We start from the raw sequence: 19,956 nt of genomic DNA on the forward strand, positions 1-19,956 counted from the left end.
GGCCATTGCCTACCCTGGGCACCATGGGTGTCCAAACACGAGTCAGCGCGTCTCTGGCCACGGCCGCGGTCGTTGGCGCGATCGCTGCGATCCTGGCGCCGCTACTCCCGTTTGCAGGTGTCGGTGCATCGCCGAACGAATCAACGGTTGACCTGCTGATCACCCCGGCCGGATACACCTTCTCGATCTGGAGCGTCATCTACCTGCTGTCGCTGGCGTTCGCCGGGATGGTTGTGCTGACGAGGTCGACGGGCACCGAGGAGCCCGCACGGGTCACCGCCGACGTCAGTGTCGCATTCTTCGGTGCCGCGGTCTGGATCCTGTTCTCCGCCGCCGAGTGGAAGTGGGTCACCTCGATCGTGCTGACGATCATGGCCGTGGCCCTCATCGACGCGGCACGGCTGGTCGCAGGTCCGCGGGATCCCGACGCCCCGTCGTGGCGTGCCGCTCTCACCCGGGTCCTGGTCGGTATCTACGCGGGCTGGGCCACCGCCGCGATGTTCCAGAACTGGGCGTCGGATGCGGCTGATGCGGGCGCTGATGCCGATGCTGCGGGGTGGCAGATCGTCGTGCTCTTGGTGGGAGCGGTTGTCGCGACGATCATCACCCTTTTCCTCGGTGGCGTGTTGATCGGCTTTCCGTTGACGGTGATCTGGGCACTGATCGGCATCATGGTCACCGCGGGCGGTGAAACGCCTGCGGTCACCGCGGTCTGCCTGGCCACGATCTTCGTTCTGGTCATCTCCACCGGGATCTCGATGTACGCGGCACGATTACGCGCCCGCGCCACCTGATCTGGCGCCGACCTCCTTCCGCTCTTCGCGCCGCCCTTGCCGTTCTCCGACGCCCGGCCTCACTTTCGGCGATAGTTAGCCGGAGCAACGATGACGTCGAGGAGGCGGACACATGCCAGTGATGCGAATCATCCGACGGTCCTGTCTGGTGGGCATGTTGGCGCTGCTGATCGCGGGCGTGGTTCTGCCCGCGCCGGTCATCGGCGCCCCGGCGAACCGGGTCACGGCGACGGCAGACGGCCTACGTCTCGATGGCCGCCCGTGGTGGCCATCGGGTCTCGACGCCTACCAGCTCGCCACCGACTGGTCGATCAACACCGGTTGCGGGGCGATGGTCGATCTGGATTCCTACTTCGCCGCGCTTGCACCCCATTCGCTGACGCGCTTCGACCTGTTCGCGCAACTCGCCGTGAACAAGTACACCGGCGCTCTGGACTTCGCCCCGATGGACGCCGTATTCGCCGCGGCGGCTCGCCACGACCAGATGGTGATTCCGGTGCTCGCCGCCGGTGAGGGTGCCTGCGAGAGCGGCCGCTTCAAGGACCACGGCTGGTACGCGACGGGTTGGCGCACCGAGATCGGCGCGGGCGGGCTGACCTTCGAGCAGTGGATGCGCACGGCGGTGCGCCGATGGAAGAACAGTCCGGCACTGGCCGGCTGGGAGATGGTCGGCGAACCGGAGACCAGTATCTGCGGTGACACATCCTGTGGGTGGCAGAGTCGCATCTGCCCGCCGGATGCGGCTCTGGTGTTGCGTTCCTTCTTTGACAACGCCGGTGCGGTGCTGCACCGCGTCCACAGGTCCGGATTGATCTGGGCCGGGCTCGCCGGCGGTGGACAGTGCGGGACGGCCGGGCCGCAATACGAGTATGTGGGCGGTTCCCGCCACCTCGGTGTTCTGGACTACCACGATTACGGCTCAGACGGTGTGCCGCTACCCGGCGACCAGTGGAACGGATTGGCCGAGCGTATACGTCAGGGGGCGGTGCTCGGTAAACCGGTGGCGGTCAACGAGATCGGCCAGTCAGCGGGATCGTGCGCCAGCGCCGCGCAGCGCGCGGCGGATTTCCGGACCAAGGTCACCGGGCAACGCGCCGCCGGCACTGCGACCGCATTGTTCTGGGCGTTCGTGCCCGACCCACGACCCGACCAGTGCACCTACGACATCGGACCCGACGATCCGGCATTCGACCTCGTGGCAGACCTGACCACAGTCGGCCCGTGAGTCCCGCTCACCCGGCTCATATTCGCCCGCGGTCGGGCGCCCATTGACAACGCGGCCGGACCGGCGGTACCAAGCGGAGATGGCGAATGACCCGGCCTTCGGCGCAACCCGGTACGACGAGGTCACCGTGTTGACCTCCGGGCACGGCGGCGCCTATCCCTACGGCAACTCGGTGGTCGTCGAGGGCGCGGAGTCCACGCTGATGATCGATCCATCGCTGGAGATCGATCACGATCCGGTCGGCGCGGACGCGGTGATGATCAGTCACGCCCACGAAGACCACCTGGCCGGGCTGCGACACTTCACCGCGCCGATTCACTGCCACCGCGCCGATGTCGATGCGGTCCGGTCCCTGGACGTGCTGCTCGACGGGTACGGCCTGACCGCGCGTGAAAGAGCAGCCGTTGGCGCGCAGATCGGCGACGAGTTCCAGCTGCCGACCGGGTTCCCGGAGGCAGCCGGCCTCGACGACGGGCATCGGTTCGACCTCGGTGGCGTGAGCGCAACGGTGATTCACCTGCCTGGGCATACCTCCGGTCACTGTGGCGTGCTGGTGGAGCCGACGGGATTTCTCTATGTGGCCGACATCGACCTGACGTCGTTCGGCCCGATGTACGGCGATGTCGGCAGCAGCGTCGAGGACTACCTCCGGTCGATAGCGGTGGTGCGATCCATCGATGCCCGGTGGTACGGCACCTTCCACCAGAAGGGGGTCATCGACGGCGCCGCGGAGTTCCGCCGTCGCCTCGATGCCTATGCGCAGGTCATCAACCGCCGCGACGAGCGGTTGCTGGCGTTCCTCGACCAACCGAGATCTCTCGAGGACATCGTGCGCCACCGCCTCGTCTACCGCCCGCATGTCGATCTGCCCTTCGTCGATGCCGTCGAGCGCCGCACCGCCGAGCTGCACCTCGAACGACTGATCGGCGAGGGCGTCGTCGAGGAATCCGACGGTGTATTCGTCGGGCGCTGAAGCGCACCACCTCGACACGGATAGACGGTCGCACACGGGTCTGCGAAATTCGCGGTCGCACAAGGCGTCGGCGTGGGAGTATCGGCCCATGAGCGATCACACATATCGAGTCATCGAGGTAGTCGGGTCCTCGTCGGACGGCACGGACGCAGCCATCGCCAACGCGATCGCCCGGGTCACCCAGACCACCCGGAATGTCGAATGGTTCGAGGTCGTGAGCACGCGCGGACACGTCGTGGATGGGGCCATCGCGCACACGCAGGTGACGCTGAAGGTGGGCTTCCGGATCGAATCCGGAGACGCCCTGGGCTGACGTCTCAATTCGAGACATCTCCGCCGAAAACTTGACTCATTCCAGAAAACGGGCATGATGGTTCGCGTGCCATCACAGAAAGATCACGTAAGACGTTTGCGTGAGGTCGATTTGCGGGTGACCCGCCCGCGTCTCGCCGTTCTCGATGCGGTGTGCGCACATCCCCACGCCGACACCGACACGATCGTCGGTGCAGTCCGCAGAGGATTGCCAGACGTCTCGCGTCAGGCGGTCTACGACGTTCTTCGCGCGTTGACGACCGCAGGCCTGGTGCGGCGAATCCAACCGTCCGGCCACGTCGCTCGCTACGAGTCACGGGTCGGCGACAACCATCATCACGTCATCTGCCGATCCTGCGGGATCATCGGCGACGTCGATTGCGCCGTCGGGGAGGCACCCTGCCTCACGCCGTCGGAACACCACGGCTTCATTCTCGACGAGGCCGAGGTCATCTACTGGGGACTCTGCGCCGAATGCGCAGCCGCTCCTGCTTCGGGGTCACAGCCGTGATCACAGCCCGAATCACTCTCTCCTGAAAGGTTTGTCGTGACTGAGGAAAACCCCGCCCACGCCACCGAACACCCACCGATCGCCGAAGCCAACACCGAGGCCGCCGACAAGGGCTGCCCGATGCGCATCAAGCCGCCGGTCGAGGGTGGCGGCAACCGGGACTGGTGGCCGAACCAGCTCAACCTGAAGCTGCTCGCGCACAACCCGGACGTGGTCAACCCCCTCGACGCGGGCTACGACTACGACGCCGCGCTGCAGACCCTCGACGTCGAAGCACTCAAGGCCGACCTCGCCGACGTGATGACGACCTCGCAGTCGTGGTGGCCCGCCGACTTCGGTCACTACGGCCCGCTGTTCATCCGGATGTCGTGGCACGCCGCGGGCACCTACCGCGTCGAGGATGGTCGCGGCGGTGCCGGATCGGGCATGCAGCGGTTCGCACCGCTGAACAGCTGGCCCGACAACGCCAGCCTCGACAAGGCACGTCGTCTGCTGTGGCCGGTGAAGAAGAAGTACGGCAAGGCCGTCTCGTGGGCCGACCTGCTGGTCCTCGCGGGCAATGTCGCGCTGGAATCCATGGGGTTCAAGACCGCAGGGTTCGCCTTCGGCCGTCCGGACGAGTGGGAGCCCGAAGAGGTCTACTGGGGCCCGGAGGCCGAGTGGCTCGGCGACAGCCGCTACAGCGGTCAGCGGGATCTGGAGAACCCCCTCGCCGCCGTGCAGATGGGCCTCATCTACGTGAATCCGGAAGGCCCCAACGGTAATCCGGATCCGCTGGCGGCTGCGGTCGACATCCGCGAGACGTTCGGCCGGATGGCCATGAACGACGTGGAGACCGCTGCGCTCATCGTCGGTGGACACACCTTCGGCAAGACCCACGGCAACGGCGACGCCGAACTCGTGGGCCCCGAACCCGAGGCCGCGCCCATCGAGCAGATGGGTCTGGGCTGGGTGAATCCACAGGGGACCGGTGTCGGCGCCGACGCCATCACCAGTGGACTCGAGGTCACCTGGACCAACACCCCGACCCAGTGGGACAACAGCTTCCTGGAGATCCTGTACGGCTACGAGTGGGAACTCACCAAGAGTCCGGCCGGCGCCAACCAGTGGAAGCCGAAGGATGCAGCCGGCGACGGGACCGTCCCGAATGCGTTCGGCGACGGCAAGACCCATCCATCGATGCTGACCACCGACCTGTCCATGCGGATGGATCCGGGCTTCGAGAAGATCACTCGGCGGTGGCTCGAGCATCCCGAGGAACTCGCCGACGAATTCGCCAAGGCGTGGTTCAAGCTGCTGCATCGTGACATGGGTCCGGCTATCCGCTACCGCGGACCGCTGGTGCCGGCCGAGACCTACCTGTGGCAGGACAATGTCCCCGCACATGAGGGTCCGACGCTTTCGGACGCCGACGTCGACTCCCTCAAGTCCCAGTTGCTCGACTCGGGTCTGAGCATCGCACAGCTCGTCTCGACGGCGTGGAAGGCGGCATCGTCGTTCCGCGGCAGCGACTTCCGGGGAGGCGCCAACGGCGGACGCATCCGTCTGCAGCCGCAGGCCGGCTGGGAGGCCAACGAACCCGAGGAGCTCGCGCAGGTGATCAGCACTCTCGAGCGGGTCCAGGAGAGCTTCAACGCCGAGGCCGGTGCCAAGGTGTCGTTCGCCGACCTGGTGGTGCTCGGTGGCGTGGCAGCCGTGGAAAAGGCCGCGAAGGACGCCGGCGTGGACATCACCGTCCCCTTCACTCCGGGCCGCACCGATGCGACCCAGGAGATGACCGACGAGGAGTCGTTCGCCTACCTGGAGCCCAAGGCCGACGGATTCCGCAACTACGAGGGCAAGGCCAGCGAGCTCCCCGCCGAGTACCGGCTGCTGGACCGCGCGAACCTGCTGACCCTCTCGGCTCCCGAGATGACCGTGTTGGTCGGCGGTCTGCGCGTGCTCGGCGCCAACTACAAGGGTTCGTCGCTCGGCGTGCTCACCGAGACACCGGGCCGTCTGACGAACGACTTCTTCGTCAACGTGCTCGACATGAGCACCGACTGGTCGGCATCGCCTGCCGACGACGGAACCTACGTGGGCAAGGACCGTGACAGCGGCGCCACCAAGTGGACCGGCACCCGTGCCGACCTCGTCTTCGGCGCGAACTCGCAATTGCGGGCCATCGCCGAGGTGTACGCCGAGGACGACGCGTCGGAGAAATTCGTCAAGGACTTCGTCGCCGCGTGGGACAAGGTGATGAACCTGGACCGGTTCGACGCCTGAGTCGCGTCCTTTTGATTCGACGCTGCTGCCCTCCGGCGATGCCGGAGGGCAGCAGCGTTTCACCCGTCGCTGGGAGCCGACCTTTGCTCGGCTCCCAGCTCACGACGGCGCCGGGTCACCCCGGTAGGCCTCCCGATGCACTGCGTCGGCGAGTGGGCGCCGGGTACGCCAACCGAACCGTTCGAGGTCGGGAACGGTCTGCAACTGCGTGACCGGACCCAGACAGAGCCAGGCCACCACATCCACGGTCGGCGGCACGCCGATCAGGCCGCGCAGGAACTCCGGGCGATAGAACGAGACCCAGCCGACCCCGAGGCCCTCCGCCGTCGCCGCCAGCCACAGGTTCTGGATCGCCAACCCCACCGACAGACGCCCGGTCTCGTCGATGGTGTGCCGCCCGAGCACGTGCGCGCCACCCCGATTCGACTGATAGGTCACCACCACCCCGGTCCCAGCCTGTTCGATGCCCTCGACGACGATCGGCCCGAAGGTGGCCGCCCGCTCGGCCGGCAACGAGCGCGCGAAGTCCGCCCGACACCCCGATACGTGTTCGGCGAACAGTGACAGGACTGTTCGATCCTGGATCACCACGAAGTCCCACGGCTGGGTGTTGCCCACGCTCGGCGCGCAGTGCGCCGCTTCGAGCACCCGCCACAGCTGCGCCTCGCCCACCAAGCTGCCGTTGAACTCACTGCGCACATCACGCCGCCGCGCGATCGCCTCGTAGACGTCCATCTGCTCCCCTCTGCTGCTCTGGCCGCAACCAACCAACCACGCATCGTCGGGTGCCTGCCCGGCGACACGCTGAGCCTGTGCCACCATGGGCTCGTGGCCACTCGATGGGATGACACGAACGCGCCCAAGGGCGACGAGTACGACCAACGGTGGCAGCATTTGTCGGCCTCGGGCCAGAACGTCCACGGCGAGGCCGATCTCGTCGAGGCGCTGTTGGCCGAACACGGCGGCCAACGCGTGCTCGACGCAGGCTGTGGCACCGGGCGGGTGGCGATCGAGTTACGGCGGCGTGGCTTCGCCGTGGTGGGCGTGGACGCCGATGACACCATGCTGGCCACCGCACGCCGCAACGGGCCCGACGTCGCCTGGGTGCTGGCAGACCTCGTCGATCTCGATGCCCATGTGGACAGCGAGTTCGACGTCGCACTGCTCGCCGGCAACGTGATGATCTTCGTCGATCCGGGGACCGAGAGCACCGTCCTGGCGCAACTCGCCGAGCGACTCGCGCCCGGAGCTCTGCTCGTCGCCGGATTCAGCCTGCGCGACGACCGACTGTCGCTGTACGACTACGACCGGCTCGCGGCGCACAACGGTTTCGAGTTACACGCCCGCTGGTCGACCTGGGAGCGCGATCCGTTCGGCGCAGACTCCGACGAGGTGAACGCGGACGTGGACTACGCCGTCTCCGTACACCGCCGACGCTGACGATCACGCCCCGATCGTGGGGAATCCGTTACCTTTCTCGCCCAGCATCTGTTCCCGGCAATGGCTATGCTGGCGCTTTCCACTCGGCGCCGAGATCTGGTTCCGAACGGAACGGCAAGTGACTCGGCAACCGTCGATTCAGCCGCGGACGGACAGGAGCGTCGATGACCGCAGATCTGAGTCCGGATGCCGTCGGGCCGTCCACCGCGGGCGGTCACATCCGGTTGACCTCGCACAGCGGCGGGCTTGACGCGCTTCCGATCCGGTGGGGCGCTGCCACCGCCGCGGACCGCGGACCGCTCGTTGGCACGACGTCGCGGCGTTCGCACCGCAATGTGATCGGCACACACAGCGGTTCCTACAGCGTCTATCGCGCACTTGCCGTCGCCGCCGGGGCGTTGTCGCGCGAGCATCGGGCCGACCTGACCGACACCGCACCCACCGACGTCGTCGGCCCGTATCCGCAATGGTCGGATCCGGCGCAGATCGTCAGCCTCGACCCGTGGGGTGCACTCACCGCCGACGTCTTCGCCGAACATCTGGCCGCCGGACACGACATCCGTCCCACCATCGCGATCACCAAGGCACACGTCATCCTGCCCGAGGTGGCCGACGCGATCGCCAAGGGCCGTCTGCGTCCCGACGGGCGCCACCTGCTCGACACCGGCGCCGCACTGGTCACCAAGGCCGCCGTCGAACCGGTCTGGTATCTGCCCGGGGTCGCGCGTCGATTCGGCTGTACCGAAGCAGATCTCCGGCGTGTCCTGTTCGAGGAGACCGGGGGCATGTACCCGGAGCTGGTGACCCGCTCCGACCTGGAGGTTTTCCTGCCGCCGATCGGTGGGCAGACGCTCTATATCTTCGGTCGCGCAGCCGATCTCGCCGACCCCGACGTCGAGCTCACGGCCCGCGTACACGACGAGTGCAACGGTTCGGACGTGTTCGGCTCCGACATCTGTACCTGTCGTCCGTATCTGACGCACGCGATCGAGGAATGCATCCTCGGCGCGCAGCGAGGCGGGGTGGGGCTGGTCGCCTACTCGCGCAAGGAAGGCCGCGCACTCGGCGAGGTCACCAAGTTCCTCGTGTACAACGCCCGCAAGCGTCAGGCCGGTGGGGACACCGCCGATCAGTACTTCGCCCGGACCGAATGTGTTGCCGGAGTGCAGGACATGCGATTCCAGGAGCTGATGCCCGATGTGCTGCACTGGCTGGGCATCCGCAAGATCCACCGCTTGGTGTCGATGAGCAACATGAAGTACGACGCGATCACCGGCTCCGGAATCGAGGTCGGCGAACGCGTCAACATCCCCGATGAACTCATCCCCGCCGACGCCCAGGTGGAGATCGACGCCAAGATGGCGGCCGGCTACTTCACCCCCGGCCAGGTGCCGGATTCGACCGAACTCGGCAAGGCCAAGGGACGAGGACTGGACAGATGAGCGTCGACGTGTCGGGGCGGACCGGTGCGGGACCGACCGCGCCGGACACTCTGCGGTCCACGCGAGCCATCCGGGACCGCGCCGCCCAGTTGACCGAACGGGCGCGTCGCGGCGAATCATCGTGGTTCACCGTCGACGACGCCGCGCTCGCGGCCGCGGCAGCACTGGTCGCCCGTGTCACGCGTCGCCGCTACCCCGCCCTCGACATCCCGTTCCACAGCCGGTGGCGGCATTTCGAGGCCGGCGGAGTCGACCGAACGGCGATGCTGCGGGCCCGGTTGGACGACGATCAGGCCGAGCAGGCCCGTGCCCTGATCGATCTCGCCGTCGTCAGCGTTCTGCTCGACGCCGGCGCGGGTCCGGACTGGTCCTTTCTCGAATCAGACACGGGGATGCGGGTCACACGTTCGGAAGGCCTCGCGGTGGCGGGGTGGCATGCGTTCGTCGGTGGTGTGTTCTCGGCCGATCCGGATCAGCCCCTGCGGGTCGACGCGACGCGGCTGTCAGAGTTGACCGTCGCAGGTCTTGCGGCCGCGTTTCAGGCCGATGAGACCAATCCCCTGGTCGGGGTCGACGGTCGCGTCGAGTTGTTACGCCGCCTCGGGACCGCCCTGACCGCCCACCCGGACGTCTTCGGCGAGCACCCTCGTCCGGGGCACCTCTACGACGCGCTGGTGAGTTCACCGCGGACCGATGTCGATGCGCACGCGATCCTGTCGCTGCTGTTGACCACCACATCCGGTATCTGGTTGTCGGACAACGTTCTCGACGGCGTTGCGCTCGGTGACTGTTGGCGCCACGACGCGGTGCGGGGTGAGGGATCGTCGGATGGCTGGATGCCGTTTCACAAGCTGAGCCAGTGGCTGACGTACTCCCTGCTCGAACCCTTCGAGTGGTCGGGCCACCGCGTCGGCGGCATGGCAGAGCTGACGGCGTTGCCCGAGTACCGCAATGGCGGCTTGTTGCTCGACACCGGGGTCATCAGTCTGCGAGATCCCGCCGATGCACACCGGCGTCGACAGGTCGGTGACGAACTCGTCGTCGAATGGCGCGCGCTCACCATCACCTTGATCGACGAGCTCGCGTCGCTGGTGCGTCTCGAACTCGACGTGGACGACACCCGTCTGCCGTTGGCGTGTGTGCTCGAGGGCGGCACGTGGGCCACGGGCCGCGAGCTCGCCGGGGAGCTCCGATCGGGCCTCCCACCGCTCGACATCGCCAGTGACGGCACTGTTTTCTGACCCGAAGGACCTGACATGGACGACGTCGTTCTGATCGATCACCCACTGGTGCAGCACAAACTGACCCTGCTGCGACGTAAAGACACCTCCACCAATGACTTCCGGCGGTTGCTGACCGAGATCTCCACGTTGATGGCCTACGAGGTGCTGCACGACATTCCCATGCACCCGATCACCATCGATACCCCGCTGGAGACGATGACAGCCAACGTCATCGACGGCAAAAAGGTGGTGTTCGCGTCGATCCTGCGTGCCGGTACGGGCATCGTCGACGGCATGCTGACCGTGGTGCCCGGCGCCCGTGTCGGACACATCGGCCTCTACCGGGATCCGAAGACCCACATCGCGGTCGAATACTACTTCAAGATGCCCGGTGACCTCGCCGAACGCGATGTCGTCGTAGTCGATCCGATGTTGGCAACCGGCCACTCGGCCGTCGCGGCCGTGGATCGGATCAAGGAGTATGCACCGCGATCGATCAAGTTCGTCTGCCTGCTGACGTGCCCGCAGGGTGTCGAGACCCTGCAGGCCGCGCACCCCGACGTCCGCATCTTCACCGCGGCCGTCGACCGGGAGCTCGACGACAACGGATACATCGTGCCGGGTATCGGTGACGCCGGAGACCGCATCTTCGGCACGACATGACGTGAGTGCATCGGTGTTCGACGCGGGCTGGTCACGTCGGCAGATGCCAGGCGACCGCAGCGCCCACCGCGCCGGTGGCGTTGAGCGCCCAGTGCAGCGCGACCGGCGCCAACAGGCTCGTCGTGCGGTGCCGCAGCCATCCGAACACCAGCCCGGCAGCGCTGGTCGCCGCGACGGCGCCCAGCACACCCGCGATTCGTCCCGGCGTACCTGACCCGAGCATTCCGCTGAGCCCCTCGTTGCCCGCGGTGAGCCCCAACGACGACGTGACATGCCACATCCCGAACGCGAGTGCACCAAGTGTGAGTGTCCACCGCACACCGAACACTCGGCCGAGGCTGCCCTGCAGCACCCCGCGGAACATCAGCTCCTCAGGTAGAACCGTCTGCAACGGGATCGTCACCAGCGCGGCAAACGCTGCCGCGGTAGCGCTGTCGAAGCGGTCCGACAAGAAGAACTGCCGGGTGGCCGGGATCGCGACGGCCACCGAGACGATTGCGAAGACCACCACCACTGCGGCGACGGCGTAGGGGATCCCGGCACGCAGTTCGGTTCGACTCAGCCCCATCTCGCGCCATCCCAGCCCCGCCAGCCGCCCACCGAGCACCAGCAGGATGGCGGCGACCGGTACCGCCAGCGCCAATGCCGCACCGGGACCGAAGTGGGCGAGCAGGTTGACCGCGACCAACGCCCCCACGACGCCGACCACCAGCAGGATGGATCGCGTCCGCGGCGCAGTCACGTCGGCACTCTCTCCCATTCCTGTGCCCCCATTCCCTGTGCCCTCATGTCGTCGCCGGTGTGAACGCGGCCGAGCCGTCACCGGTCGGGCGAGACGCCACCGATGTCGCCGCTGAGATAGTTGTCGATGGTCGGGCCCACCCATCGGCTCAGTTCGGTGGCAGATGCATCGGCGATACCCGGCACCTTCATCACATAGCGGGCAAGGATCAACCCCAACATCTGCGACATCACCATCGCCACCCGCCGATCGCTGTCGTCGGTGGCCACGAACTCACCGAGCGCGGCGGTCGCCACGCCCCGAATGAACTCGCGGAGCCGGTCGGCGATCTGCTCGTGGGTCACCGCGACGCGCAACAACGCCACCGCACGAGCGCGCTGCTGCGGGTCACGTTCCCAGAAATCGATGACGCGGTGCACGAACTCGCGTCCCACCGAAGAGTCGGTGTCGGCGATACCGTCGAACACCGCGGCCACGTTCACCTCGGGGCGCAGGGCTGCCACCAGCAGATCGCTCTTGGTACCGAAATAGTGATGGATGAGAGCCGGATCCACTCCGGCACGCCGTCCGATTGCCCTCATCGTGGTGCGTTCGAAACCGCTCTCGGAAAAGAGTTCGCGAGCGGTGGTGAGAATGCGCTGACGATTGTCCACGGTCGGATCGAGTTTCGGTCGACCGGGGCCACGTGCCGACGTCATCGGGACCGGGCGAGGACCAGCATCCGTTCCTCGATCGTGGCCGCGACCGGTGTGATCTCGGCGTCGACGCCGGCATCGGACAAGGCGGAAGTGATGGTCGCCGGTTCGGTGTCGGGTACTCGAATCGCCGTGCCGTCCAGTATCACCGGGATGTCGGCGGCATTGAGCACGGCAAAGGTGTGAGCCCAGTCGGCCGTGTGTACCGCGACCGCACGTGTGTCACCGATGATGTCGTTCTCGCTTCCCGAGGCGACGAGTCGGCCGCCGGCCATCAGCAGCAGGCGATCACATTGCTGTGCTTCCTCCATGTAGTGGGTGGTGACCAGGACCCCCACCCCGCGGTCGGCTTGTCCACGGATGGTGTCCCACAGTTCGGCCCGCGACAGTGCGTCCACGCCGGATGTCGGTTCGTCGAGGACGAGCACCTCGGGCTCGTGGGCCAAGGCAACCACAAACGCCGCCTGCCGTTGCGCTCCCAGCGCCAGGTCGCCGACCAGGGTGTCGCGGAAGTCGTGCAACGTCACCGGGATCTCGGGGACCGCCGTGTCGTATGCCCCGGCACTGAAGGACAGGTTCTCCGCCACCGTGAGATCGCGATACAGACCCAGGTTCTGTGGGACGTAGCCCATCCGCGCGCGGTGCGCACGATCGGGTGGACCACCGAGGAGTTCCACCGCGCCCTCGGTGGGGGCCAACAACCCCAGCAGCAGCCGGATCAAGGTGGTCTTGCCGGCGCCGTTGGCGCCGAGTAGACCCACCACCTCCCCCGGCCGCACGGCCATCGTCACCGCGTCGACCGCGGTGAAGTCGCCGAACCGACGGGTCGCCGACTGCGCACGGAGTATCTCGTCGCCCGTCATACCGGAGCCTCCTGATGCCGCCGCGTCATCGACAACGCGATGACGATGTCTTCCAGATCCGGCGTGACGACTTCGGCGTCGGAGTCCGGCGGCCCGTCCGGCCAGTACTCACGGCGCTGCCGCCCTCGACGCCACGACCAATCCGGCCGCGTCGGCGTGGTCGTCGCGGTGATCGTGCCCGTGAAGCCGGCACGAACGTCGTCGTACGACCCAGTCGTCAGGGCCCGCCCCCGGTCGAGGACCACCAGTTCACTCGCACGCTCAGCCTCGTCGAGGTATGTCGTCGACATCAGCACGGCGGCACCGTCGGCAGCAGCCTCGGAAATCATTCGCCACAGGTCGATTCGACTCACCGGATCGACCCCGGTACTCGGTTCGTCGAGGACCAGCAATTCGGGGCGGTGCTGCATCGCCATGGCGGCACCGAGTTTGCGTCGCATCCCTCCGGACAGTGCCGACGCCTGCCGATCGGCCGCGATCCGGAGTCCGGCCCGGTCGATGAGGTCCTCGCGACGCTCGGCGAGCGCGTTGCCGGTGAGTCCGTAGATGCCGCCGACGAAGTCGAGATTCTGCCGCACAGTCAGTGCCGCCCAGCTGCCCGGACCTGCGGACAGATATCCGATCTGCTCCTTGGCCGGCGCCTCGACGATCCCGCTGTCCGGTGCTGTCTCACCCACCAGGGTGCGCAGCAGGGTGGTTTTGCCGGCTCCGTCACCGCCGACGAGCGCGACCACCTGACCGGGCTTCACCTCCACGCTGACGTCGGCGAGGGCGGTGGTCGCGCCGAAGGTCACGGTCACCGACCGGGCTGCCGCGCTCATGCGACCTCCGCACCGGTCGAATCGGCCGAGGGCTTGTTTTTCGGCGGCACAGACCTTGACACGTCGGGGGCCAGATCGCGACGGAAACGCAAGGTCGCCGCGGTGAACACGACGATAGCCATCACCGTCAGCACCACCAGGGGAACCCAGAGCGACCCGATCGGCGCGTCGCGCAGCATCACCCCCTGCGAGATCATCGTGAAGTAGGTCAACGGCAGCAGATAACCGATCCAGCGCACGCCCGCCGCCATGGCGTCGAGCGGAAAGATCATGCCGGACAACAGTATCTGCGGCATCAGAAAGAAGAATGCAGTCTGGATGGCCTGGCCGGTCGTCTGCGAGATCGTCGAGATCAACACCCCGAGACCGAGCACGACGAACAGGAATATGCCTGCCCCGAGAGCAAAGACGAACACATTGCCGTTGAACGGTACGTCGAACAGCACCATGCCCAGCACGGTCACCACGATCATGTCGATCGCGGCGAGGATGAAGTAGGGCACGATCTTGCCCAAGATCACCTGACTCGGCGCAATCGGCATCACCGCCAACTGTTCGAGCGTGCCCGCCTCTCGTTCGCGTACCAACCCGATACTGGTGATGATCGTGCCGATGAAGGTCAGAATGAGGCCGATGATGGCCGGGACCATCACCCACGACGTCTTGAGATCCGGGTTGAACATCACCTCGGTGTCCATCTGCCCGCCGAGTTTGTTCAGGATCGACACCGTCGACTGCGCGGCGAACAAGTTGGAGCCGTCGACGTATGCGGTGGGTTGATCTCCTGGGCCACCGGTGACCACGGCCACGTCGACCTTGTTCTCGCGCAACATGTCCTGCGCCTGCGTCACGCCGTCAGCGGTGGCGGTCTCGGTGACGTCGAAGTAGGGCGGCAAGGCGGTGGTGACCTGGTCGGCAGAGGGACCGACCACCGCGGTCTGCACCGACGACACGTAAAAGTTGGCCGCGTAGCCGAAGATCACCAGCAACAGCAGCGGCAGTGCGATCAACATCGCCAGCGTGCGACGGTCGCGCCGCAGTTCGCGAAATTCCTTGAGGATCATTGCGCGCATACAGCGAGCGTATGACCTCCCACAGGCGAGGTCAACGCTTGTTGAATAAACTGCCCCGAACTGCGGGAGCAGCCGCCTCGGCCCGGGCGCGACCGAGCCGAGGCGGGGCGGCGACAGATCAGTTGTGCGGGACGTCGGCGGTGAGCCCGCCGTCCATCACGAACTCGGATCCGGTTGCATACGAGGACTCGTCGCTGGCGAGGAACACTACGAACGTCGCCACCTCGCTGGACTCGGCAGGCCGCCCCAGCGGGGTTTTCACGATGTCCTCGGGCAGCCCCTCCGTCATCGGCGTGCGGATCATGCCCGGATGGATCGAGTTGACCCTGATGTTGTGTGGGGCCAGTTCCAGCGCAGCCGATTTCGCGAGTCCGCGCACACCCCACTTGCTGGCGACATAGCCGTGCGCCCACGGACTGCCGCGCAAACCCTCGACAGACGACACGTTGATGATCGAACCACCTCCGGCCGCGATCATCGGTTCCACCGCCGCCTGCATACCAAGGAAGGTTCCGGTCAGGTTGACGTCGAGGATCTGCTGCCATTTGTCGAGGCGAAACTTCTGCAACGCGGCACCGTTCACGATTCCCGCGTTGTTCACCAGGACGTTGAGCTTGCCGAAGTCGCCGGTCGCCGTCGCCACGGCCGCCGACCAATCGTCGGGGGAAGTGACATCGAGATGCACATAGCGAACCGCATCCCCGAGTTCGTCGGCCAACGCCTTCCCCTCGTCGTCGAGGATGTCGCCGATCACCACCTTCGCACCTTCGTCGACGAGCATGCGCGCGTGTGCCGCACCCATGCCCCGCGACCCACCGCTAATCAAGGCAACTTTGTCTTCAACACGTCCCATGGCGAGAGAGACTACCTGGTCAACAGGCAAATGAGAACAGGTTCTACCCAACTGCCCACGCCTCGTGTTCTACTGTTGGACAGTAGTCCGGACAATTGTTCACCTGACCAGGGCAAGGAGAGTTCGATGACGATTCGAGTGGGTCATGTCGGAACCGGGAACGTCGGCCGGCTCGCATTGCGACAGCTGATCGATGACGCGCGATTCGAGCTCGTGGGCCTGTGCGTGTCGGCCGCGGAGAAGGTGGGCCGGGATGCCGCCGAGCTGGCCGGGTCGGAGCTCGCTCCGACCGGAGTGATCGCCACCGACGATCTCGACGCGGTGATCGAAGCCCAACCCGACTGCGTGGTCTATTGCGCCATGGGTGACACCCGGCCGATCGAGGCCTTCGACGACTGCCTGCGAATCCTCGAGGCCGGCATCGATGTGGTCGGTTCGGCCCCCAACACGCTCCAGTTCCCGTGGGGAGTGATGCCCGACAAGGCGATTGCGAAGCTCGAGACGACCGCCAACCGAAACGAGGCGAGCATTTTCATCACCGGTGTCGACCCGGGCTTCGCCAACGACCTGATCCCGTTCGCACTGGCGGGAACCTGTCAGCGGATCGAGCAGATCCGGTGTATGGAGATCGCCGACTACGCGACCTACGACGGCGCCACCGTGATGTTCGACGTGATGGGTTTCGGCAAACCGATGTCCGAGACACCGATGCTGTTCCTACCCGGCATCCTCGCCCTGGCCTGGGGAACCACGATTCGGCAGCTCGCCGCGGGCCTGGGTATCACCGTGGACGACATCGTCGAGAAGTATGAGGACGAGGCGGCGCCCGAGGCGTTCGACATCGCGTCCGGGCACATCGAGCAGGGCACGCGCGCTGCGGTGCGGTTCGAGATCGTCGGCATGGTCGAGGGACGCCCGGCCATCGTGGTGGAGCACGTGACCCGGCTACGCGAGGATCTGGGCGTCGAGTGGGCCCGACCCGCGCAACCCGGCGGGTGCTACCGGGTCGAGATCGTCGGCGAACCGTCCTATCGAGTCGACATCTGTCCCACCAGCGAGCACGGCGATCACAATCACGCCGCCATCGTCGCCGCGGCCGGTCGTATCGTCAACGCGATTCCTGCGGTGGTCGACGGTCCGTCGGGCATCCGGACCACACTCGATCTACCGCTGATCACCGGAGCGGGTACGTTTCTCGGCGCGGCTCCGCTGAACGCTTGAGAACTCAGCGACCCACGACAAGGTCGGTCACCGCCCGGTAGCGACGATAGGTTGCCGGGTCCGCGTGCGGCACTTCGCGTCGTTCGGTGGGCACCGGCCAGCGAGGCAGGACTCCGGTCAGCGCCCACGCGGCCTGGCGGGCGGCACCTCGTGCCACGTACTCCCCCGGCTCCGGCAGATGCACGGCACGGCCGAACAATCCCGGCGCGATTTCGCGGACCGCCGCCGACCGGGCGCCACCCCCGACCATCACGATCCGGTCGACGTCGACCCCCTGTCGACTGATGAGGTCCAGGCAGTAGACCAGCGAGCAGAGCAGTCCCTCGACGGATGCGCGCGCCACATTTGCCGGCGTCCAGTTGTCGGCGGTGATGCCGGCCAGCGAGCCCGTCGCATCAGGCAGATTGGGGGTCCGCTCGCCCGCGAGGTACGGGACCATGGTGAGGCCGTCGGCGCCGGGCTCGGCCGACAGCGCGAGCGCGCCGAAGTCATCGAGCCCCACGCCCAGCATTCGAGCGGCGGCCGCCAACACCGGTGCGCCGTTGAGGGTGCACACGAGCGGCAGCTGCCGTCCGCTGGCATCGGCAAAGCCGGCGACGAGTCCAGACGCGTCGCGCGGCGGCGTCTCGGTAACCGCACTCACCACCCCCGACGTACCCAAGGAGACGATGCAGTCCCCCGCCGATGCCATCAAACCCAGTGCGGCAGCGGCATTGTCGCCGGCCCCGGCGCCGATAACGCAGCCGTGCGCGGTGACCCCAGCAGTCTCTGCGGGCCCCAGCACCCTGGGCAGCATCGGCCGGCGACCGCCGAAAGCGACGTCGAACACCTCGTCGCAGTAGTCTCCCGTCGCCGCGGAGTAGTAGCCGGTTCCGGATGCGTCGCTGCGGTCGGTGCGCAGTTCCGCCAGATCCGTGGCGCCGAGCAGGCGCCACGTGAGCCAATCGTGCGGCAGGCACACCGCAGCCGTCGCATCGGCCACCTCCGGTTCGTTGTCGGCGACCCAGCGCAGTTTGCTGGCGGTGATCGAGGCCACCGGCACCACCCCGACGCGGTCCGCCCAAGTCGATGCGCCACCGAAGTCGCCGATCAGGGTCCTCGCGCTCGACGCGGATCGGTTGTCGTTCCACAACAGCGCGTCACGCAGCACCGCACCGTCGCGGTCAAGGCAGATCAGCCCGTGCTGTTGCCCCGCGATGGACAGGGCCGACACATCGTCGATCCCGCCGGCTGTGGCGATGGCATCCTGCAGGGCCTTCCACCAGTGCTCGGGATCGACCGCGGTGCCCGGCGGGTGCGCTGCCGCACCCGTCCGCACGACGTGTCCACTGTCGGCGTCGCAGATCACGACCTTGCACGACTGCGTCGAGGAATCCACGCCGGCCACCAACGTCATGCGAGCAGTCCCGCCAGGGTGTCCCGGGCGCCGTCGCGGCGCAGCGACTCCAGCGCAGCCAGATACGGTTTGGTGAACCGCTCTTCCCCGGCGAGGTCGCCGAACAGCGCACGGTCGGACACGAATGCCAATGGTTCGGTGCGTGATCGTCGGGCCGCCCGGATGAGCTGCGCCGCCAGCGGATCGACGACGCGGATCTCGTCGCCGTGCTCGTCCACAGCTTCGGCGTAGCGCGTCCACGATGCGACCACGGCTGCCGCCAGCGGTACGTCGCCGCCAGCGGCGAGCCGGTCCCGGATCACCGGCACCAGCCATTTCGGAATGCGGTCGGACGAGTCCTGACACAGCCGCGCGATGGTGTCGGCGATGGACGGGTTGCCGAACCGGGCGATCAGGGTCTCGGTGTAACTGTCGAGGTCGACGCCGGGAACCGGCGCCAGAGTGGGCCGCCCCTCCTGAGACATGTAGCGCCGCAACAGTTCCGTGATGAGCGGATCGGCGGTCGCCTCGTGCACATAGCGGTACCCCATGAGATATCCGAAGTAGCACAGGGCCTGATGTCCCGCGTTGAGCAACCGCAGTTTCATCAGTTCATACGGGGTGACGTCGTCCACGATCTGCACCCCGACCGTCTCGAGCGCGGGGCGACCCATCGAGAACGCGTCCTCGAGCACCCACTGGGTGAACGGCTCGGCGACGACCGGCCAGCGATCGTCGATGCCGGTACGTGCGAACACCTCAGCCCGCAATTCGGGCGGTGTCGCGGGAGTGATCCGGTCGACCATGGAGTTCGGAAAGCGGGTGTGCTCGGTGATCCAGTCGGCCAACTGAGGATCCTTCGCCCGGGCGTAGGCGAGGAAGGTCGCCCGTGCCACGTGTCCGTTACCCGCGATGTTGTCGCACGACATCACCGTGAACGATTCGAGGCCTCGGTCACGTCGACGTCGCAGTGCCTCGGTGACGAGCCCGAACACGGTGCGCGGCACCGCATCGTCGGACAGGTCGGCGACGATGTCGGGGTTGGTGAGGTCAAATTCGCCGGTGGACGGCGAGAAGTTGTATCCGCCCTCGGTGACGGTGAGCGAGACGATTCGGGTCTCGCCAGCGGCCAGCCGCTCGATGACTCGCTCGGGATCGTCGGGGGCGAACAGGTAGTCCACGACGGCGCCGAGGACGGAGGTTTCCACCTGTCCGTCAGGATGCTTGAGGGTCAATGTGTACAGACCGTCCTGCGGCACCAGCGCATCGCGCATCGCGGCGTCGGCCGGGCGTACCCCGACGCCGCAGATTCCCCAATCGGCCGCGTTCGTGGGGTCTTTCGCGAGCAGGCGGTCGAGGTACATGGCCTGATGTGCTCGGTGAAAGCCGCCGACGCCGAAATGCACGATTGCGCATCGCTTCGGCCGACAGTCGTGATCAGGGGTCGGTACCGTGTCGATCGTCG

Annotated in this window: 20 protein-coding genes; 11 read left to right on the forward strand and 9 right to left on the reverse strand. The window is 66.8% G+C overall.

The genetic code is table 11. The features are described from left to right. The first annotated feature begins 23 nt into the window (after window positions 1-23). From OSB52_RS09110 to katG, 6 genes are all read left to right on the forward strand, one after another. On the forward strand, window positions 24-794 hold the full coding sequence (locus OSB52_RS09110; RefSeq protein WP_266061389.1) for a TspO-related membrane protein: 771 nt from the start codon (window positions 24-26) through the stop codon (window positions 792-794). Between the two features lie 121 nt (window positions 795-915). Beyond that, window positions 916-2,019: a beta-mannosidase gene (locus tag OSB52_RS09115; RefSeq protein ID WP_372512390.1), complete on the forward strand. Its 1,104-nt coding sequence runs from the start codon at window positions 916-918 to the stop codon at window positions 2,017-2,019. Between the two features lie 79 nt (window positions 2,020-2,098). Continuing rightward, window positions 2,099-2,992, forward strand: coding sequence for an MBL fold metallo-hydrolase (locus OSB52_RS09120; RefSeq protein ID WP_266061393.1), 894 nt, complete (start codon window positions 2,099-2,101; stop codon window positions 2,990-2,992). Window positions 2,993-3,080: 88 nt separating this feature from the next. Further along, window positions 3,081-3,305: a dodecin gene (locus OSB52_RS09125; protein WP_266061394.1), complete on the forward strand. Its 225-nt coding sequence runs from the start codon at window positions 3,081-3,083 to the stop codon at window positions 3,303-3,305. Between the two features lie 57 nt (window positions 3,306-3,362). Then, window positions 3,363-3,815 carry a Fur family transcriptional regulator gene (locus tag OSB52_RS09130; protein WP_277615061.1) on the forward strand — a complete coding sequence of 151 codons (453 nt, stop codon included), beginning with the start codon at window positions 3,363-3,365 and terminating at the stop codon, window positions 3,813-3,815. Between the two features lie 36 nt (window positions 3,816-3,851). After that, window positions 3,852-6,080, forward strand: a complete 2,229-nt coding sequence (gene katG / locus OSB52_RS09135) for a catalase/peroxidase HPI (RefSeq protein WP_266061397.1) — start codon at window positions 3,852-3,854, stop codon at window positions 6,078-6,080. Between the two features lie 99 nt (window positions 6,081-6,179). Here katG and bluB read toward each other — a convergent pair whose 3' ends face one another. Then, window positions 6,180-6,815 carry a 5,6-dimethylbenzimidazole synthase gene (bluB, locus tag OSB52_RS09140; RefSeq protein WP_266061496.1) on the reverse strand — a complete coding sequence of 212 codons (636 nt, stop codon included), beginning with the start codon at window positions 6,813-6,815 and terminating at the stop codon, window positions 6,180-6,182. Between the two features lie 93 nt (window positions 6,816-6,908). On the opposite strand from bluB, the gene OSB52_RS09145 reads away from it, so the two are divergent. The 4 genes from OSB52_RS09145 (at window position 6,909) to upp (ending at window position 10,848) form a co-directional block, all read left to right on the forward strand. Beyond that, window positions 6,909-7,520, forward strand: coding sequence for a class I SAM-dependent DNA methyltransferase (locus OSB52_RS09145; RefSeq protein ID WP_266061398.1), 612 nt, complete (start codon window positions 6,909-6,911; stop codon window positions 7,518-7,520). 164 nt (window positions 7,521-7,684) lie between these two features. Next, window positions 7,685-8,962, forward strand: a complete 1,278-nt coding sequence (locus OSB52_RS09150; RefSeq protein WP_266061400.1) for a GTP cyclohydrolase II — start codon at window positions 7,685-7,687, stop codon at window positions 8,960-8,962. After that, window positions 8,959-10,203, forward strand: a complete 1,245-nt coding sequence (locus tag OSB52_RS09155) for a URC4/urg3 family protein (protein WP_266061402.1) — start codon at window positions 8,959-8,961, stop codon at window positions 10,201-10,203. The genes OSB52_RS09150 and OSB52_RS09155 overlap by 4 nt, the downstream gene beginning before the upstream one ends. 15 nt (window positions 10,204-10,218) lie before the next feature. Further along, complete coding sequence (upp, locus tag OSB52_RS09160; protein WP_266061404.1) at window positions 10,219-10,848, forward strand: uracil phosphoribosyltransferase; 630 nt, start codon at window positions 10,219-10,221, stop codon at window positions 10,846-10,848. 31 nt (window positions 10,849-10,879) lie between these two features. Here upp and OSB52_RS09165 read toward each other — a convergent pair whose 3' ends face one another. From OSB52_RS09165 to OSB52_RS09190, 6 genes are all read right to left on the reverse strand, one after another. Beyond that, the gene (locus OSB52_RS09165; RefSeq protein ID WP_266061406.1) at window positions 10,880-11,590 is read right to left on the reverse strand and encodes a CPBP family intramembrane glutamic endopeptidase; all 711 of its coding nucleotides are present in this window, start codon (window positions 11,588-11,590) and stop codon (window positions 10,880-10,882) included. Window positions 11,591-11,667: 77 nt separating this feature from the next. Beyond that, complete coding sequence (locus OSB52_RS09170; protein WP_266061407.1) at window positions 11,668-12,288, reverse strand: TetR/AcrR family transcriptional regulator; 621 nt, start codon at window positions 12,286-12,288, stop codon at window positions 11,668-11,670. Further along, the gene (locus OSB52_RS09175) at window positions 12,285-13,148 is read right to left on the reverse strand and encodes an ABC transporter ATP-binding protein (RefSeq protein ID WP_266061409.1); all 864 of its coding nucleotides are present in this window, start codon (window positions 13,146-13,148) and stop codon (window positions 12,285-12,287) included. The genes OSB52_RS09170 and OSB52_RS09175 overlap by 4 nt, the downstream gene beginning before the upstream one ends. Next, a complete protein-coding gene (locus tag OSB52_RS09180; RefSeq protein ID WP_266061411.1) occupies window positions 13,145-13,969 on the reverse strand; it encodes an ABC transporter ATP-binding protein in 825 nt (274 codons plus the stop codon). Before OSB52_RS09180 ends, OSB52_RS09175 begins: the two co-directional genes overlap by 4 nt. Further along, window positions 13,966-15,042, reverse strand: coding sequence for an ABC transporter permease (locus tag OSB52_RS09185; RefSeq protein ID WP_266061412.1), 1,077 nt, complete (start codon window positions 15,040-15,042; stop codon window positions 13,966-13,968). The genes OSB52_RS09180 and OSB52_RS09185 overlap by 4 nt, the downstream gene beginning before the upstream one ends. A gap of 118 nt (window positions 15,043-15,160) precedes the next feature. Continuing rightward, window positions 15,161-15,895, reverse strand: coding sequence for a glucose 1-dehydrogenase (locus OSB52_RS09190; RefSeq protein WP_266061414.1), 735 nt, complete (start codon window positions 15,893-15,895; stop codon window positions 15,161-15,163). A gap of 126 nt (window positions 15,896-16,021) precedes the next feature. On the opposite strand from OSB52_RS09190, the gene OSB52_RS09195 reads away from it, so the two are divergent. Beyond that, entirely contained in the window at window positions 16,022-17,116 is a 1,095-nt protein-coding gene (locus OSB52_RS09195) for an NAD(P)H-dependent amine dehydrogenase family protein (RefSeq protein WP_266061415.1), read from the forward strand. Window positions 17,117-17,120: 4 nt separating this feature from the next. Here OSB52_RS09195 and OSB52_RS09200 read toward each other — a convergent pair whose 3' ends face one another. Next, the gene (locus OSB52_RS09200; RefSeq protein WP_266061416.1) at window positions 17,121-18,512 is read right to left on the reverse strand and encodes a xylulokinase; all 1,392 of its coding nucleotides are present in this window, start codon (window positions 18,510-18,512) and stop codon (window positions 17,121-17,123) included. After that, on the reverse strand, window positions 18,509-19,951 hold the full coding sequence (locus OSB52_RS09205) for a mannitol dehydrogenase family protein (protein ID WP_266061497.1): 1,443 nt from the start codon (window positions 19,949-19,951) through the stop codon (window positions 18,509-18,511). The genes OSB52_RS09200 and OSB52_RS09205 overlap by 4 nt, the downstream gene beginning before the upstream one ends. Between the last annotated feature and the right edge of the window lie 5 nt (window positions 19,952-19,956).

Origin of the sequence: Gordonia aquimaris, assembly GCF_026262595.1 — a bacterium.
Taxonomy (GTDB): domain Bacteria; phylum Actinomycetota; class Actinomycetes; order Mycobacteriales; family Mycobacteriaceae; genus Gordonia; species Gordonia tangerina.

Excerpts from the sequence above, each read along its gene's own strand:
- OSB52_RS09110 (WP_266061389.1), top strand. The coding sequence starts at position 24 with ATGGGTGTCCAAACACGAGTCAGCGCGTCTCTGGCCACGGCCGCGGTC.
- OSB52_RS09115 (WP_372512390.1), top strand. The coding sequence starts at position 916 with ATGCGAATCATCCGACGGTCCTGTCTGGTGGGCATGTTGGCGCTGCTG.
- OSB52_RS09120 (WP_266061393.1), top strand. The coding sequence starts at position 2,099 with ATGGCGAATGACCCGGCCTTCGGCGCAACCCGGTACGACGAGGTCACC.
- OSB52_RS09125 (WP_266061394.1), top strand. The coding sequence starts at position 3,081 with ATGAGCGATCACACATATCGAGTCATCGAGGTAGTCGGGTCCTCGTCG.
- OSB52_RS09130 (WP_277615061.1), top strand. The coding sequence starts at position 3,363 with ATGGTTCGCGTGCCATCACAGAAAGATCACGTAAGACGTTTGCGTGAG.
- bluB (WP_266061496.1), bottom strand. The coding sequence starts at position 6,815 with ATGGACGTCTACGAGGCGATCGCGCGGCGGCGTGATGTGCGCAGTGAG.
- OSB52_RS09150 (WP_266061400.1), top strand. The coding sequence starts at position 7,685 with ATGACCGCAGATCTGAGTCCGGATGCCGTCGGGCCGTCCACCGCGGGC.
- OSB52_RS09155 (WP_266061402.1), top strand. The coding sequence starts at position 8,959 with ATGAGCGTCGACGTGTCGGGGCGGACCGGTGCGGGACCGACCGCGCCG.
- upp (WP_266061404.1), top strand. The coding sequence starts at position 10,219 with ATGGACGACGTCGTTCTGATCGATCACCCACTGGTGCAGCACAAACTG.
- OSB52_RS09170 (WP_266061407.1), bottom strand. The coding sequence starts at position 12,288 with ATGACGTCGGCACGTGGCCCCGGTCGACCGAAACTCGATCCGACCGTG.
- OSB52_RS09175 (WP_266061409.1), bottom strand. The coding sequence starts at position 13,148 with ATGACGGGCGACGAGATACTCCGTGCGCAGTCGGCGACCCGTCGGTTC.
- OSB52_RS09180 (WP_266061411.1), bottom strand. The coding sequence starts at position 13,969 with ATGAGCGCGGCAGCCCGGTCGGTGACCGTGACCTTCGGCGCGACCACC.
- OSB52_RS09185 (WP_266061412.1), bottom strand. The coding sequence starts at position 15,042 with ATGCGCGCAATGATCCTCAAGGAATTTCGCGAACTGCGGCGCGACCGT.
- OSB52_RS09190 (WP_266061414.1), bottom strand. The coding sequence starts at position 15,895 with ATGGGACGTGTTGAAGACAAAGTTGCCTTGATTAGCGGTGGGTCGCGG.
- OSB52_RS09195 (WP_266061415.1), top strand. The coding sequence starts at position 16,022 with ATGACGATTCGAGTGGGTCATGTCGGAACCGGGAACGTCGGCCGGCTC.
- OSB52_RS09200 (WP_266061416.1), bottom strand. The coding sequence starts at position 18,512 with ATGACGTTGGTGGCCGGCGTGGATTCCTCGACGCAGTCGTGCAAGGTC.